The organism is Acinetobacter sp. 251-1 (assembly GCF_030329305.1).
Lineage (GTDB): Bacteria > Pseudomonadota > Gammaproteobacteria > Pseudomonadales > Moraxellaceae > Acinetobacter > Acinetobacter piscicola_A.
Window position 1 is genome coordinate 199,915 of record NZ_JACANS010000002.1, and the last position, 16,783, is coordinate 216,697.

Below are 16,783 nucleotides of genomic sequence, written 5' to 3' on the forward strand. Positions count from 1 at the left end.
AATAAACTGCGATTCAAAATCAGTAAACACTATCTTTTTGTTAAATGTTCAACTAAATAGTCGATAAATACTCGTACAGCAGGCAATAAGCCACGGCGAGAAGGATAAACGGCATGAAAAATCCCTTGTGGTACTTTCCAATTAGGTAAAACTCTTACTAATTGTCCTGTTGCCACATAGTCCTCGACCATAGAGTCAGGCAAAAGTACTACACCACAATTTTGACTGGCAAGTTTTGCGAGCATCAGTAGATCAGAACCCATGATGACAGGGTTGATCTTCACTTTCTTCTGATGGCCTTCTTCATCATGCAATACAATTTGTTGGTCAATATGTTCATCCATCATACTTAAAGTACGATGTTCAGATAAATCTTCAGGTTTTTTTAACAGACCAAACTCATTTAAATAGGCTTGGCTTGCGAATAAATGCTGTTCAATCTGTTCAAATTTTCGTAATACTAAATTTGGATCATCATCAAGATTGTCACGTACACGTAAAGCGAGATCAATGCCTTCATTGATAATATCGACACGGCGATTGCTGACTAAAAGTTGTACCTTAATCTCGGGATAATTTTTTAAAAAATTTGGTAAAATGCGGGCAATCTCATTTTGTGCAATGGAAACGGGAACACTCACTTTAATTAAACCGCGAGGCTGTTCACTGAGATGATCGACTAAATCATGTGCTGATTGTGCCGCATTCATCATCACTTGGGCATAACGGTAAATATTCATACCAATTTCAGTCACAGCAAAATGTCGAGAACTGCGTTGAATTAAGCGTACATTTAAGCTTTCTTCTAGGTTATAGACACGGCGGCTGAGTTTTGATTTAGGAATATCTGTTGCCCGTTCTGCTGCACTAAATCCACCATGTTCAACAACCAAGGCAAAACAGTAAAAATCATCTAAATCAGAGAGCATTAATGATTCCAAAAATATGAGAATGATGTATTTTAAAAATAATGAGTGATTACATGTCAATGCATAAAATATGTAGGAATTGTCGTTTCATTTTAAAATATGAATGCTGACCTACAGACTCTACACTATAAAAATGTATGGATTACAACATTTCAGAACGCAATATAGCATGAACCTTCTTATATTCTTCTAAGCGCTGTAAATCTTTTTCACTTGGATGTGGAATACGTGATAAATCCATATTGTCGTTAACATCCGCGAGTTTAACTGCACAGGCAATCGGATTTTGATGAGCGCGATATGCAGCATCAATACGGCTTTCACCTGATTTTTTGGTTAAAGCAAGAATGGCATCAATAATTTCTTGCTCAAATCCCAAAGAGATTAAATCGACGATGGTTGTATCGGTATCCTCTAAAATATCGTGCAATACCGCGACGATTTGTTGTTGTGGTGTTTTAACTTTGAGCATCAAACGCAATGGGTGAAAAATATACGGTTGATTCCCTTTGTCGACTTGTCCTGCATGTTTTTTTGCAGCGAAAGCAATGGCTTTTTCGATGGTTGACATAAAATCCTTTTGTTGATTGATCATGTAGGCGCTGTGATTCGAAAATGATAAATTGATGTGATCAATATTTCGAACTCGCGAAAAAATCGTTTAAACTAGCGTTTTATTTTGTGCTGAAAAAGATGGCTTTTCAACTGATTGAGCTCAATAATCCTGAGCAAAATGTAACATGTCCTTATTGCCAACATGCCGTTTTGGATTGGTCGCAAGAACAATATATTCAACCCTGTGAACATACTTTATTTATTGCGATGGATTTAGGCTTTGAATTTATCTCAGATTGCTTTGAGCAAAGTATGTCACGCACTGTAGATGAAATCCATGCCAATGATGAGCAAGGCATTCAGATTTTTGCTGAAATTTCACAAGCGACTTATGCCGATTATCAAATGTTTAAAATGGATTTAGGGGTAGAAGGTTTATATCGCTATATTGGCTTTAGCCCAAATGCTGTAATTTAATATTTAAGTCAGTTGAAATATGCAACAAAATATTCAAATCTGAAATCTAAGTGATTATAGATATAGAATATTTTGTTGCACACGATAGGACTATTTCGTTTGTGTTTGCGCAGCCTCTTGTACTAACCATTCTACAAATTTAGCGATTAAAGGACTTTGATGTTGTGCTGAGTAGACAAAATAATAGCAACGTACGCCTTTTAATTGAATTTTCGATGCAATAATTAACTCACCAGAGCTAAGTTCTTTTTCTAACAAGGTTTGGGGAATGAGGGCAACACCCATGCTATGTGTTGCAGCCACTGCGAGCATAGAAAAAAGCTCATGCCGTTGTCCATGTTGAGCATGGGGATGGTCATAGCCCGATACATCGAACCATTCTTTCCAAATGTTTGGACGTGTGGTTTGTTGCAGCAAAGGTAGACTGGCTATTTGTGCCGCACTCAGAGAAATATCGGTGATTTTTGTTGCTTGAAGTTCAGGAAAATACTTATAAATTAAACTTGGTGAACATACAGGTACAACTTCTTCTTTAAGCAAATAATGTGCTTTGGTATCAGGCCAATTTTCAACTTGTTGCGCCGTGCCTGTATAAATTGCGGCATCAAAAATATGTTCACTAAATAAAAAAGGTTTGGTACTGGTTTCTAAATGGATGGTAATTTCAGGATGAATCTCATTAAATTTATATAGTCGCGGCAATAGCCAACGTGTTGCAAAAGTGGGGACAACACCTAATTTGAGTGTGCCTCCTAGACCTTTATGTGAGATTAAATCTAAAGTGCTTTGTTCAATTGCGAGTAAATGAGATTTGATCGTTTGATAATATTGTGCACCTGCATGCGTGAGTGCGACACCATGGCGGGTACGGTTAAACAACGCCAAGCCTAAATAGTCTTCTAAATGTTGGATTTGTCTTGAAACGGCACTTTGAGTGAGGTGCAGCTCTTGTGCTGCAAAGGTATAACTTAAATGTTTTGCAGCAGCTTCGAAGCAGAGTAGTGCTTGTAATGATGGAATCATTCTACGCATAACCATTTCCATGCTTTTTATTTAAATAATAGATTGAAAATGCAATACAATTTAAAATAAATGCATTATCTACATATTTTGATATAGATTAATATTGTGATGAAATTCACTGTGAATCGATTGAATCTTGTGATTTATAAAAACATAAGTTATGCGAAAATGGAATATCTGGATGCAAATTAATCGTTTGAAAGAAATTTAAATTGGACATAGCATCAGATAGAAGCCAAACATATTATTTGCAGAGGACGCAATGAATCAAATGTTAAATTCAACTAAAAAATCACATGCACAATTTAATTGGCAAGACCCGTTTTTGATCGAGCAACAATTAACATCAGAAGAACGTATGATTCGAGATGCAGCACAAGCCTATGCTCAAGACAAATTGATGCCACGTGTTTTACAACAGTTTCGTCATGAGCAAACGGATGCATCTATTTTTCGTGAAATGGGGGAATTAGGACTATTGGGACCGACGATTCCTGAACAATACGGTGGTGCAGGCTTAAATTATGTGAGTTATGGTCTGATCGCACGTGAAATAGAACGTGTGGATTCAGGTTATCGTTCAATGGCGAGTGTGCAGAGCTCATTGGTCATGGTGCCGATCAATGAATTTGGTTCAGAACAGCAAAAACAAAAGTACCTACCTAAACTGGCAACAGGGGAATACATAGGTTGTTTTGGCTTAACTGAACCTGATCATGGCTCTGATCCCGGGAGTATGATTACACGTGCCAAAAAAGTGGATGGTGGTTATCGTTTAACAGGCACAAAAATGTGGATCACCAATAGCCCAATCGCAGACGTATTTGTGGTGTGGGCAAAAGAAGTGTCTGCTGAGGGCAATGTAGGCGAGATTCGAGGCTTTATTCTTGAAAAAGGATGGGAAGGGCTTTCAGCACCTGCAATACACGGCAAAGTTGGTTTACGTGCTTCGATCACGGGTGAAATTGTGATGGATAATGTCTTTGTTCCTGAAGAAAATGCCTTCCCTGAAATTCGAGGTTTACGTGGTCCATTTACCTGTTTGAATAGTGCACGTTATGGTATTGCTTGGGGAGCAATGGGTGCAGCAGAGTTTTGTTGGCATGCAGCACACCAATACACCATGGACCGTAAACAGTTTGGTCGTCCATTGGCAGCGAATCAATTGATTCAAAAAAAATTAGCAGATATGCAAACTGAAATTGCACTTGGTTTGCAAATTGCATTGCGTTTTGGTCGTATGAAAGATGAGGGGGTTGCATCAGTTGAAGGGACGTCATTGATTAAGCGTAATAACTGCGGTAAAGCACTGGATATTGCCCGTGTCGCACGTGACATGATGGGGGCAAATGGTATCAGTGATGAGTTTGGTGTCGCACGCCATTTGGTTAATCTTGAAGTGGTCAATACCTATGAAGGTACGCACGATGTACATGCACTCATTTTAGGCCGCGCGCAAACGGGTATTGCTGCATTTTGTAATTAAATCTATTTAAATCAAATTTTAAAAATTCTTTAGGGTGTTCCTCATTGAGCATCCTTAGAGCGCCTATGCCTGAAAAAAGGTCAATATAGAAAAACATAAAGGATTCATCGTGAATAACCTCTTGAGAATCTACAGATGTATCAGTCTAAATTTTGAATATAAATAGAATAAAAAATGACAAAGATTTAGGTCGATGTAGAGCAACGGAATTGCGATGACTCATTTGGGAAAATGAGGTAAAGGAATGAATAAAGATTTAAATACTGAGTCCAATGTACTCAGTTATAAACTACCATCGAATGTAGGCACAACCCATAAGATTCATCGTGGCACATGGAAGTTGGCATTTATTTTTGCTTTTGTGTCTCTCGTGATTGATGGTGTGGATATCATGCTGTTGTCGTTCAGTTTAACCAGTTTAAAAGCTGAGTTTGGTTTAACGACATTTCAAGCGGGTATGTTAGGCAGTGCATCGCTAGCAGGGATGGCTTTAGGTGGTATTTCTGGTGGTTGGGCATGTGATAAATTTGGTCGTGTAAGGACGATTGCATGGTCGGTGGTTTTCTTTTCAATCATGACGTGTATTTTGGGAATGACGCAAAGTTATGAACAGTTTATGGTGTTGCGTTTTATTGGGGCATTTGGCTTAGGTTCATTATACATGGCGTGTAATACCCTGATGGCTGAGTATGTTCCTACTAAATATAGAACCACGGTTTTAGGTACCTTACAAACAGGTCAAACTGTAGGCTATATCGTGGCAACCTTGATGGCAGGGGCAATTATTCCTGAACATGGTTGGCGGATGTTGTTTTATGTGACCATTATTCCAGCAGGATTTGCTTTGATTTTCATGCGCTTTGTGCCTGAGCCAGCAACATGGCAAGAAGCGAAGATTAAACAGGCACAAGGCGTTGACTCACAACTTGCTCAGTCTGTGAATGTTCAGCAGTCACAAGTTCAAAGTGAAAGTATTTACAAGCGTATATTTGGCAATATGCAGCACCGCAAAATGTTTTTATTTTTGATGATGACAGCTGCATTTTTACAATTTGGTTATTACGGGGTCAATAACTGGATGCCGACCTATCTTGAAACTGAATTGCACATGAATTTCAAATCATTGACTGGTTATATGGTGGGGGCTTATACCGCGATGATTTTAGGGAAAATATTAGCAGGTTATGCAGCAGATAAATTAGGACGAAAAGTAACATTTGTCTTTGGTACAGTCGCGACAGCCACATTTTTACCGGTGATTATTTTCTTTAATACGCCAGATAATATTGCTTATTTATTGGTTACTTTTGGATTTTTATACGGTATTCCATACGGTGTAAATGCAACCTATATGACAGAATCATTCTCGACAGATGTACGAGGTACTGCAATTGGTGGTGCTTACAATATGGGACGTTTAGGTGCAGCAATTGCGCCAGCAACGATTGGCATGATCGCAGCAGGCGGTTCATTCACTATGGCATTTATTGTGATGGGCACGGCATATTTTATTGCAGGTGTGATCCCCGCTTTATTTATTCGTGAGCGTCAGTATGACCCACAACAATCAAGTTTGGTGTCCACTGAACATTCTGAATGTGTTGAGCATAATACTGTAAAAAATCAAGCATTAAAAACAACGAAAAAAACCAATCAAGTCGTAACTTAAAATATGAGCAGTCAGGGCAATAAAATGCCCTTGTCTAAGAGGAATAAAACGTGGGTGCATTACAAGGAATTCGAGTTTTAGATTTAAGCCGAGTTTTAGCCGGACCTTGGTGTGGGCAAATTTTGGCAGATTTGGGCGCAGAAGTTATCAAGATTGAGCGACCAAAACTAGGGGATGACACCCGAATGTGGGGACCCCCTTGGATGTTAGATCAAGATGGACAAGTAACCAAAGAGTCGGGTTATTACCAATGTGCAAATCGTAACAAATTGTCGGTTGCTGTGGATATTTCTTCTGCGGAAGGTCAAAAAATTATTCAGGAAATTGTGAAAACAGCCGATGTGCTCATTGAAAATTTTAAGGCAGGTTCTTTGCTCAAATACGGTTTAGACTACGAGACATTAAGTCAAATCAATCCAAAATTGGTCTATTGTTCGATCACAGGTTTTGGGCAAGATGGTCCACGTGCTGAAGAACCTGGTTATGATTTTATTATCCAAGGTATGTCAGGGTTGATGAGCATTACAGGGGAAAAAGACGGAGAGCGAGGTGCAAGCTCACAAAAAGTAGGTGTGGCTGTGGTCGATTTACAGACCGGTTTGTATTCAACTATTGCGATCCAAGCGGCGTTATTATCTCGTCATCAAACAGGAAAGGGACAGCATATTGATATGTCATTACTTGATGTTCAGGTTGCGGCTTTAGCCAATCAAGGCATGAACTATTTAACTTCAGGTGTTGTACCCAAACGTATGGGCAATAGTCATCCAAATATTGTGCCTTATCAAACATTTCAGGCACAAGATAGAGCATTTATTATTGCATGTGGGAATGATAAACAATTCAAAGATCTGTGTATTGCGATTGGTAAACCTGAGTTATTAGACAATCCAAACTATGTTCGCAATCAAGACCGTGTGAAAAATCGTGCTGAATTAATTGCTCTATTGGAAGAGTATTTTCTAAGCAATACTGCCAAGCATTGGGTTGATGCCATTCATGCGCTGAAAGTTCCTGTTGGGGTAATTAATTCAATTGCGGATGCGCTAGATGAGCCGCAAATTCGACATCGCAAGATGGTGGTTAATATTCCACATGTTTTTAATCCGAATTTTAAAGTCATCGCATCGCCTATCAAAATGTCAGGTACACCTATCCAATATCATCGAGCCCCCCCGCGTCTAGGAGAACATACCCAACATGTTTTACAAGAATTTTATTCTAAAGAATACCTAAATAATTTGTGTGAACAAGGCATTATTGAAAATGGATAAATAGGGATGAAATCCCCATATTTGTGTGATGTCAGACACATCATTATTAAAGTTAACTTTGCAAAGCACACGTAATCTGTTGAAATACTGTCATACAAATATCATGATTGTGTTTTAGATTATGTGTGCAAATTATAAACCAGCAACTTTAGCGCAAATTGCCGATTTAAATTTACCAGAAATTCCATTTTCATATCCTGAAGAAATATATCCTAGTTTCCAAACGCCGTTATTGTTTAAATCTGCGCTAGGGCTAGAGTGGCGTTTGGTCAATTTTGGTTTGATTCCAAAATGGGCTGAAAGTCGAGATGTTGCAAAACGAACCTATAATGCACGAAATGAAACGCTATTAGAAAAAGCCAGTTTTAGAGAGGCATTGCTCAAATGTAAATTTGGACTGATTCCAGTCACAGAGTTTTATGAGGCGAAGTATATCAATGGAAAAGCGCAGCGTTGGGGCGTAAAACGTAAAGATGGTCAAGCTTTTTTTATTGCCGCATTGTATGAAATCACCAAGATCAATGGAGAGATTATCCGTTCGGCATGTATGCTGACCATGGATGCAATCGATCATGCTATGATGAAAGAGTTTCACGAACCAGGCAATATTAAACGTTCTATTATTGTGATTGCACAACAACACATCGAGCAATGGGTGAGTTGGAAAAATATAAATATTGCGCCATTTATCAAAGGCTTTCCTGTAGATGAGTTTGAGTGCTTTTATTGTCCACAACAACGTCAAGCCAAAAACTCGCCACAGTTAAGTATGTTTGATGAATGAATTAGCGCGATAAATTTTTGAAAATGTGTTTTAAACTTTCCATCATTTTTTCAATTTGCAGCGGTGTTAAACCTTCGAAAGATTGTTCTAAAACGACACTCATTAAGTCATTGATTTTAATAATCATTTGTTTGCCTGCATCAGTCAAGTTTACGCGTGTAATACGTGCATCTTGACTACAAGAACGCGTGTCCACTAAGCCTTCATCTTTTAAACGATAGACAATTTTAGTGGTCGTTGACATTTTTGATACAATCATATCAGACAGTTCTGAAACACTCGCATCTGGTTTAGACTCAAGTGCCAATAACAAGCGACGTCGAGAATTATCCACTCCATATTTTTTTAATGCGTGGTCGACATTAAGTACATATTGAGAATGAACTTGGGTAATCCAATAGTACGGAAATTCTGCCAAATTAAAATTATCGGTTGTTGGTAAAAATTTTGAATATTTTTTGGTCATCAAAAATTCCTTTGTTTTTTCTAATTATTAGCCCAATGTAATAACAATTGTAATAGTATTGTAAATTGATGTTCTAAATCAACATAAAAATGAGGTGAAGTATGCATAAAATGAGAAATTTATTAAGTTTTTATACATAATACATCAATTTTATAGGATTGGATCAAAGACTATACTTCATTTGTTCCTTGATTATGATGGTTATTTTGACTGAATTTTACTCATTTTATAGGGTAGATACATTAAATTGAATCATTGAATGTAAATCTTTTCGATCATTTTATGCTAAGTAATGGTTGATAGGATACTGTATCTTAATTTTTGTTGATCTTCATTAATTTGCTTTGTTTTCTATTGAATAGCTGTAGGTATATTTTTATATCTATGGATGTATAAATGAGAAAGTTAATCTGATGATGTCATTATTTTTATATCTTTCACTAATGACAAGTGGGATATATTTAAAAAAATTGATTTAGATTTAAGCATAATATAGTTGATTATAAAAAATATTTGTTGTAAAGGTCATCGTTTTATACCTTATTGCATGTTGCAATATGGTGTTTCTAATAGTCAACAATGTGCTTTTTATTGTATTAAACTATAAATTGGCAGCTTATAAAGCTCTAAAGTAAAAATATTTTTTAAATGAGATTTTTGAAAAATAGAAATAAATATCGAAAATATAAAGATATCTTTGCTTATACATTTCAGCTTGAAAAAACCTTAAATTTTGTGTCTATTTGTAAAATAATAAAAAAAATAATTACAAAATAGTGAGATTATGCATAATTAAGATAATTTAGTTGAAAAGGTCTTATGTATGGATCCGTCGCCGTGTAGGTTAAAATTTAAGTTATCTGTTGTAAATTATAATAATGAGCAGGAGATCTAATAATGGAATTTTTATTAGACCCTGGAATATGGGTAGGTTTACTTACTCTTATTGTTTTAGAAATTGTACTAGGTATTGATAACCTTGTCTTTATTGCTATTTTGGCAGAAAAACTTCCCCCAGAACAACGTGATAAAGCACGTGTTTTAGGCCTTTCTCTTGCGCTGATTATGCGTTTGGGACTGTTATTTGCCATTTCATGGCTCGTTACATTGACAGAACCTTTGATTACGGTATTTGATAAAACCTTCTCAGGTCGAGATCTGATTTTGTTGTTTGGTGGATTATTCCTTGTCTATAAGGCAGTCACTGAATTACATGAAAAACTTGAAGGTAAACCCGAAGTTCAAGTCACAACCAATGTTGTTTATGCCAGCTTTGCTGCGGTTGTAACGCAAATTGTTATTTTAGATGCAGTATTCTCATTAGACTCCGTGATTACAGCCATTGGTATGGTGGATAACATTTATGTCATGATGGCTGCAATGATTGTCGCAATGGCAGTGATGTTATTAGCCTCTAAACCATTAACTGCATTTGTGAACCGTCACCCAACCGTTGTTATTTTATGTTTAAGCTTCTTATTGTTAATTGGTATTAGCTTAATTGCAGAAGGTTTTGGTTTCCATATTCCAAAAGGCTATATTTATTCTGGTATTGGTGTTGCAATTTTAATTGAAGCATTTAATCAGTTTAGTAATCGTAATGCGGCGAAACATCAAGCAAAAATTCCTTTACGTCATCGTACTGCGGATTCTATTTTAAAATTGATGGGCAGTAAGTTGGATGCAGATGTTGTCGCATCTCCTGACGTAGTGGAAGCACAAAAGACCTTTGTTGATGAAGAACGCTACATGGTCGGTGGTGTATTAACGTTGGCTGAGCGTAGTGTTGCTTCAATTATGACGCCAAGAAATCAAATTTCTTGGGTGAATCTTGAAGATGATCCTGAGCGTATTCGTGAACAAATTTTGTCAGTACCTCATAGTTTGTTCCCTGTGTGTCGTGGTCAGTTGGATAAAGTTGTTACAATTGTCCGTGCTAAAGAATTGATTGATGCTTTGGATGATCCTGAGCAGTTACAAGCTTTGATTAAACGTCAACGTCCGATTTTTATTTTTGAAAAAATGAAGGTCATTGATGCGATTCACACTTTGCGTTCATCAAAAGGTTCATTGGTTCTCGTGACAAATGAATTTGGAAATATTCAAGGCTTGATTTCACCACTCGATGTGTTTGAAGCAATTGCTGGTGAATTCCCAGATGCGGATGAACAGCTTGAATTGGTCAAAGTCGATGATCATACTTGGAAAGCATCGGGGATGTTGGACTTGTATCAATTAGAATTAGCACTTGAAACCGTTGATTTAGTTCAAGAAGATTCTGGCTATTTCAGTGTGGCAGGTTTAATTTTTGATAAAGCACAATCCGATGTCCGAGTAGGCACGCAAATTGAAGTTGAAGGTGTACATTTCGAAGTTTTAGAAATGGATGAAAATCGTATTAAAACTGTGAAAATTACTTATAGCGTTGCTTAATTACTTGGATTAAAAAATGCCTCATTGATGAGGCATTTTTTATGGCATAAATAAAAAGACACTTAGCATGGATTACGACACTAAGTGCATAAACTTTTAAATATTGAGTTCTTTAGCAATGATTGGCCAAATATTTTGATGTGATTTTTTGAACATGAGCATATGTCCAATTTGCTTGTGACCTAAAGCTGAGGGTACAAGTTCATGCATTTGAGTTGAGGCATTTGGATATAAACGAATTAAATCTTTAACATTGGCTTCGGTGGCAATTTCATCATCAGATGACCAAAATACTGTAATTGGGCAACGAATATTTTGATGAAAATCTTCAAAAATGGTTTTACCTAATGCATTTTCAACATAACCTGGGTGGCTGCAAAATTGTGCCCATTGTTTTGCTACATTTTTCGGTAAATTTTCCCCCATTCCCAGCATTTTGGTTGTGCCATAGCCTTTAAAAAGATTTGAAATAGGGAAGATCAGATTAAACATGACGGGTGCTAATTGTTTGGTACGACCTTTTAGACCTTTAACATGTCCAGTTGAACCTGAAATCGCAATGACTTTGGCAACTTTTGCGTAGTTAGGCACAATTCCTAGGAGCTGACCCCCAGCGCTATGTCCTAGTAAAATGACTTGTGATTTGTCAGTCTTGACTAATAAAGCATCAATAGCTGCAGGAATATCGAGTTGTCCCCAATCTTGAATACTGGCATCCGATTTTTTTAAAGGACCATGTAGGGAGGCACCGATCCCTCGAAAGTCAAAGACCAAAACTTGATAGCCTTGTTCATTTAACCATTCAGCAAAAGCACGGTAAAAGCCTTGAGTAATTCCTGTAGCAGGGCAAATCAAAATGGGTAAATTTGTAGTAGAGAATGCTATGTCATAAAAAGTTGCACTGAGGCTATAGCCATCTTTACAGGTAATATTTAATTGTTGTGGTGTTTGCATAAGTTTTAAGAAATAGCTGTAGAAAATAATATATACCATACATAAGTTCCAAAAAGAAACTTGTTAAAAGTATGACTAGAAAGTCAGAAAATAGATTTAAACAAGGCTACACTATAAAAAGGATATAAGGGTTTCAAAATGACAATGGATGATTTACAGTTTTCAGAATCGGTTAAAATAGCAATTGTTTTCAGTGGTTTATATTTATGGGTAGGTATGCTGACAGGCGTGTGGAAATATATGCAAATCCGTCAGTCTTCGCAATCACGGGCGCATTATTATGTAGATATTGCACATCGCAGTAGCCTTTTATATGCACCAGCGACTTTGATTTTGGCAGTTTTAGCTTATTTTTCTGCATGGTCAGCAAGTATTACTTTTATTTGTGTGGTGATTAATTTAATTTTTTTTAGTTTTGCGATCATGAGCTATATTTTGCATGGCGCACTAAAAGATACAACGAATCAATTTAAAGTACCGCATCAGATGGGAAAATGGCATTTACCTCAATGGATGATGAGCTTTGCCATGCTGCTATTGGCGTTAGGTGAGGTTTTGGCAACGGGAATATTAGTTTTTGGTGTGGTTTTAAAATTTTATTAATATTCAATTTGTTATTTCTAATTATTTTCTTTTAAAGATGGATGCTTGTGCATCCATCTTTTATTCTGTTGCAGCTGCGGCTTTCGCAGATTTACGTGTTTTGTGGTCAATCAATTCCCAAATGCAAAATGCAGCAGAAACGACTAAAGCATAAACAAAAAACTCAGGTTTTAAGTTACCTTGAATCAGACCATGTAAAAATAAAATTGTCATCAGTGCAAAAGTTGTACTGAGATAAATGACCAGTTTTTTGTTCGCCTTCAAAGAATTAATGAAGACTTGCTTGTTTGAATGTAGTGATAACATCCTCATCCCTCCTGTCTGCTCGACAAAAACCCCATTGTTTTAGTCAGAATTGCTTGGTTGATCCTTACCATAGCAAATTATTATTTTAAATGCAAATACATCATATTATCCTAAATAAATGTGACATATTTATGACAAATTGACTTTAAGTGATGATTTATAAATTACTTAAATCACGCTGAATGTATGTATTTGATTTAACTCATCTGTTTTGCAGAACATTTAACATACAATATTTTATTTGTAATAGGAAGGGGGGAAAGAAGGGTAAAATATGTGATTGGATTGTAAGATAAGCTAAAAGACTAGACGGTCATTTACTAAAAACAGTGGAATGGTGATTCACGTTAGTTTTGGGGGATGCAAGCAATAAAAGTTCGTTGGGTAAACGTCACAATTATTGAGTGCTGTTAAAATCTATATTTGGGTAAAATAAGATTTTAGAACAATCATCCAAAACTATTTTTTAACTTTGTCGATGACAACAAAAATAACTAAAACGACGCAAGATGGAATTAACCATGCAAGATTTTGGGCATTAAGCGGTAAATGCTGAATGGCATCAGGTAAAATGTCAGCAAATGCTGTGACTTTAATTCCTTCAATAATCCCAAAAATAAATGCCACTGCGGTTACAGGTGCAATGACTAAGCGAGGATTGTTAAAGTATTTCCATAAAAAACTCAACATGATCACCACAATCGCAGGTGGATAAATTGCGCTGAGCACAGGGACTGAAACAGCAATTAACTTGGTTAAACCTAAATTAGAAATAACTAAAGAAAATAGAACCAAGATAAATACTAAAATTTTATAAGGAATTTTAGTGAGTAAAGAGAAATATTCAGCACAAGCACAGGTTAAACCAATTGCGGTTACCATACATGCAAGGAAAATCAAAGCGGTCAGGAATAAAGAACCTAAATCGCCAAACGCATGTTGAACATACGCATGCAGGATCACTGCACCATTACTCGCATTTGGTGCAACTTCGTGGCTACCTAACCCAAGTTTAAATAAACTCAGATAAACCAAAGTTAAACCAATACCCGAAATTAAGCTGGCAATTACGGCATATTTAGTAATAAGTTTAGGCTCATTCACACCACGTGAACGGATTGCGTGAATAATCACAATACCAAACACTAGAGCGCCGAGGGTATCCATGGTCAGATAACCATTAACAAAGCCTTCAGATACGGGGCTTGAGACATAGCCATCAATCGCAGGAGGAATAAAACCTGCTGGAATGACAAATGCAGCAATCCCTAAAATCGCCAATGAAATAATTTTCAAAGGTGCAAGGATATGACCGACTGTGTCGAGTAGTTTATTGGGATAAAGTGAAACCAATGTCACAAATGCGAAATAAATGACACTATAAATCAGTAGACTCGAGCTTGAGTTGCCAAAATAAGATGAAAAACCGATTTCGTAGGAAACTGTTGCTGTACGAGGGGTTGCAAACAGGGGGCCAACGGAAAGATAGCACACAACGGTAAGAATCAGACTTGCGACTTTACCTAAAGGCGAGCTAAGAATAGCAATAGAACCTTCAGTTTTTGAAAGTGCCATAATCGTGATAACGGGTAGGCCAACAGCGGTGATTAGAAATCCTAACGCTGCTAACCAAACATGTTCACCTGCTTGTTGTGCAACAATAGGTGGAAAAATAATATTGCCTGCCCCAATGAATAAGGCAAAAGTCATGAACCCTAAAGCAATAATATCCTTGGTACGGAGATTAGTCATAGGAGATGTGGTGTTACAAAAAACTGTAGATTTTAGGGGAAAAGTTGGGTGTTTTGTATTTTATTTTATAAAACGTATGAAATTTAATTATAAAAAACTTATAGTTCAAGGTTTCAGTGGATTTATCTAAATGAAAACAATATACTTTTTTCTAAAATGTTTTTTTGAATATGATTTTAAATATTTGAATTATTTTATTTTCAATTGTACTTATATTGAGCGCTTTAACGTAAAATTAAACGCTATAAAATGCAGAAATGCTTAGATTTTATCATTCATATTGCCCATTTTTTTTATATAAGGCATATAATAACGGCTTACATTTGAGGGCAGAAGATATGAAAGCTTCAACTATCACGATTAAAACTGAACACGATATTGAGAAATTAAGAGTGTCAGGGCGTTTGGCTGCTCAGGTTTTAGAAATGATAGGTCAATATGTAAAACCTGGTGTAACGACTGAATATTTAGATGATATTTGTCATGATTTTATTGTAAATACATTGAAAGTGATCCCTGCGAATGTGGGGTATTATGGTTATACGAAGACGACCTGTATTTCTCCGAATGAAGTGGTGTGTCATGGTATTCCATCGGCAAAAACCATTTTAAAAGAAGGTGATATTATCAATATTGATGTCGCTATTATTAAAGATGGTTATTTTGGTGATACGAGTCGTATGTACTTTGTGGGTGAAGTGAGTCCTGCTGCGAAAAAGTTAGTAGAAACAACCTATGAAGCGATGGTGGCTGGAATTCATGCGGTAAAACCAGATGCAACTTTGGGTGATATTGGTTATGCAATCCAGTCTGTTGCGCATCGTGAAGGTTATAGTGTAGTACGTGAATATTGTGGTCATGGTATTGGTAAGGTATATCATGAACAACCGAATGTTTTACATTATGGTCAACCAGGACAAGGTTTAAAACTCAAAAAAGGCATGGTATTTACCATTGAACCGATGATCAATGCAGGTAAAGCGGGTGTTAAAGAATTGAATGATGGTTGGACCGTAGTGACCAAAGATCGTTCTTTGACAGCACAATGGGAACATATGGTTTATGTGACAGATACTGGTTTTGAATTGCTTTCACCTTGGCCAGAAGGGACTGGACAATATCCTGAAATCTAAAATGAAGTCTAATCGGTTAAGGTGTTTGATACGGCGTTGATCCTATAAACTATTTTGTTTTTTACGTCTTACGTCATCTTACTTTTTGTTTTCATTTATATTTATTTTTAAGGTATAAAATTATACTTTTTTAATATTTGTTTATTCTATGGGCAGGTATTATTCTTATCCATAGATTATCGCTGTAGTTTCTAATGAAGTATTTTCAGTTTTCAAGCTTATCCATCCTAGGGTAAGCTTTTTTTTGTCCTTTTTTTTGGAATGTGGGCTATTATTATGGCTCAATTCTTGTATTTTCCAATAGTATTAAAGGTATGCTAGAATTTTTGTAAAACTTTAAATCATTCTTATTAAGAATAATGTAATGAAAAAAATTACGATGCAACAATTGGAGTTGCTAATCCAATTTGTTTGGAGTGAATATTTGCATCAGGCATCTTCGGAAGATTTATATCAATCTGTTATCAGTTGCAACTGGGATAGTAATAATCAGTTGCTCGATTGGATTATACAAGATCAGACGGTAGATCGAGCAGTGCTTTTAGCAGTTTATTGGATGAGTGATCCAACTTTTGCAAAGCAGTATCTCAATAGAGATGAAGTTTTAGCTAAAGATAGTTGGTATGTTAATACTTTTGATTTTATTGAAAATTTGGAAGAAAAGTACATCCGTGGTTTTTGGTACAAGAATGAAATTGCATTCAATCCAGCACATGATCAGGATGGCATAGATTGGACAATGACATATGATAAATCCAAGGTTCTTCGTCCTATTCCTGAGCAAATGTGCATTGCATTAGCTGGCAAAAAAATGTATCGCAATGAAGATTTTCAGGAAGGTCTGACGGAGTTATGGAACTCTAAAATTTGGAAGATATTTGATGAGCATGAAATTATATTTACAGAACAACATATTCATCAACATAATCGATGAAATCT

At 36.3% G+C, this 16,783-nt stretch carries 16 protein-coding genes; 9 read left to right on the forward strand and 7 right to left on the reverse strand.

Features of this window, described 5'->3' with window-relative positions; genetic code table 11:
• Positions 1-29: 29 nt before the first annotated feature.
• A complete protein-coding gene (locus tag HX129_RS02310; protein WP_130072532.1) occupies positions 30-929 on the reverse strand; it encodes a LysR family transcriptional regulator in 900 nt (299 codons plus the stop codon).
• 142 nt (positions 930-1,071) lie between these two features.
• The gene (locus HX129_RS02315; RefSeq protein WP_130072529.1) at positions 1,072-1,500 is read right to left on the reverse strand and encodes an HD domain-containing protein; all 429 of its coding nucleotides are present in this window, start codon (positions 1,498-1,500) and stop codon (positions 1,072-1,074) included.
• A gap of 122 nt (positions 1,501-1,622) precedes the next feature.
• Between HX129_RS02315 and HX129_RS02320 the strand changes: the two genes are divergently transcribed.
• Positions 1,623-1,961: a hypothetical protein gene (locus HX129_RS02320; protein WP_130072527.1), complete on the forward strand. Its 339-nt coding sequence runs from the start codon at positions 1,623-1,625 to the stop codon at positions 1,959-1,961.
• Between the two features lie 90 nt (positions 1,962-2,051).
• On the opposite strand, the gene HX129_RS02325 is transcribed toward HX129_RS02320, so the two are convergent.
• Positions 2,052-2,993, reverse strand: a complete 942-nt coding sequence (locus HX129_RS02325; RefSeq protein WP_286433272.1) for a LysR substrate-binding domain-containing protein — start codon at positions 2,991-2,993, stop codon at positions 2,052-2,054.
• A 253-nt stretch (positions 2,994-3,246) separates the two neighbouring features.
• On the opposite strand from HX129_RS02325, the gene HX129_RS02330 reads away from it, so the two are divergent.
• From HX129_RS02330 to HX129_RS02345, 4 genes are all read left to right on the forward strand, one after another.
• Positions 3,247-4,470: an acyl-CoA dehydrogenase gene (locus tag HX129_RS02330; protein WP_286433271.1), complete on the forward strand. Its 1,224-nt coding sequence runs from the start codon at positions 3,247-3,249 to the stop codon at positions 4,468-4,470.
• A gap of 244 nt (positions 4,471-4,714) precedes the next feature.
• The gene (locus tag HX129_RS02335; protein WP_286433270.1) at positions 4,715-6,139 is read left to right on the forward strand and encodes an MFS transporter; all 1,425 of its coding nucleotides are present in this window, start codon (positions 4,715-4,717) and stop codon (positions 6,137-6,139) included.
• A gap of 50 nt (positions 6,140-6,189) precedes the next feature.
• Positions 6,190-7,413: a CaiB/BaiF CoA transferase family protein gene (locus tag HX129_RS02340; protein ID WP_286433269.1), complete on the forward strand. Its 1,224-nt coding sequence runs from the start codon at positions 6,190-6,192 to the stop codon at positions 7,411-7,413.
• 121 nt (positions 7,414-7,534) lie between these two features.
• Complete coding sequence (locus HX129_RS02345; RefSeq protein ID WP_286433268.1) at positions 7,535-8,197, forward strand: SOS response-associated peptidase family protein; 663 nt, start codon at positions 7,535-7,537, stop codon at positions 8,195-8,197.
• Position 8,198: 1 nt separating this feature from the next.
• Here the strand turns inward: HX129_RS02345 and HX129_RS02350 are convergent, their stop codons facing one another.
• Entirely contained in the window at positions 8,199-8,663 is a 465-nt protein-coding gene (locus tag HX129_RS02350; RefSeq protein WP_180046648.1) for a MarR family winged helix-turn-helix transcriptional regulator, read from the reverse strand.
• An 897-nt stretch (positions 8,664-9,560) separates the two neighbouring features.
• On the opposite strand from HX129_RS02350, the gene HX129_RS02355 reads away from it, so the two are divergent.
• Positions 9,561-11,096 carry a TerC family protein gene (locus HX129_RS02355; RefSeq protein WP_130073850.1) on the forward strand — a complete coding sequence of 512 codons (1,536 nt, stop codon included), beginning with the start codon at positions 9,561-9,563 and terminating at the stop codon, positions 11,094-11,096.
• A 96-nt stretch (positions 11,097-11,192) separates the two neighbouring features.
• Here the strand turns inward: HX129_RS02355 and HX129_RS02360 are convergent, their stop codons facing one another.
• A complete protein-coding gene (locus HX129_RS02360; RefSeq protein WP_286433454.1) occupies positions 11,193-12,050 on the reverse strand; it encodes an alpha/beta hydrolase family protein in 858 nt (285 codons plus the stop codon).
• Positions 12,051-12,194: 144 nt separating this feature from the next.
• Between HX129_RS02360 and HX129_RS02365 the strand changes: the two genes are divergently transcribed.
• Complete coding sequence (locus HX129_RS02365; RefSeq protein ID WP_130073864.1) at positions 12,195-12,653, forward strand: hypothetical protein; 459 nt, start codon at positions 12,195-12,197, stop codon at positions 12,651-12,653.
• 60 nt (positions 12,654-12,713) lie between these two features.
• On the opposite strand, the gene HX129_RS02370 is transcribed toward HX129_RS02365, so the two are convergent.
• Together HX129_RS02370 and brnQ are read right to left on the reverse strand one after the other, a co-directional pair.
• Positions 12,714-12,959: a hypothetical protein gene (locus HX129_RS02370; protein WP_174492879.1), complete on the reverse strand. Its 246-nt coding sequence runs from the start codon at positions 12,957-12,959 to the stop codon at positions 12,714-12,716.
• A gap of 459 nt (positions 12,960-13,418) precedes the next feature.
• Complete coding sequence (gene brnQ, locus HX129_RS02375) at positions 13,419-14,711, reverse strand: branched-chain amino acid transport system II carrier protein (protein WP_286433267.1); 1,293 nt, start codon at positions 14,709-14,711, stop codon at positions 13,419-13,421.
• A gap of 338 nt (positions 14,712-15,049) precedes the next feature.
• Here brnQ and map point away from each other — a divergent pair, with 338 nt between their 5' ends.
• Together map and HX129_RS02385 are read left to right on the forward strand one after the other, a co-directional pair.
• Positions 15,050-15,844, forward strand: a complete 795-nt coding sequence (map, locus tag HX129_RS02380; RefSeq protein WP_130073847.1) for a type I methionyl aminopeptidase — start codon at positions 15,050-15,052, stop codon at positions 15,842-15,844.
• Between the two features lie 364 nt (positions 15,845-16,208).
• Entirely contained in the window at positions 16,209-16,778 is a 570-nt protein-coding gene (locus HX129_RS02385) for a DUF4274 domain-containing protein (protein ID WP_286433266.1), read from the forward strand.
• The last annotated feature ends 5 nt before the right edge of the window (positions 16,779-16,783 follow it).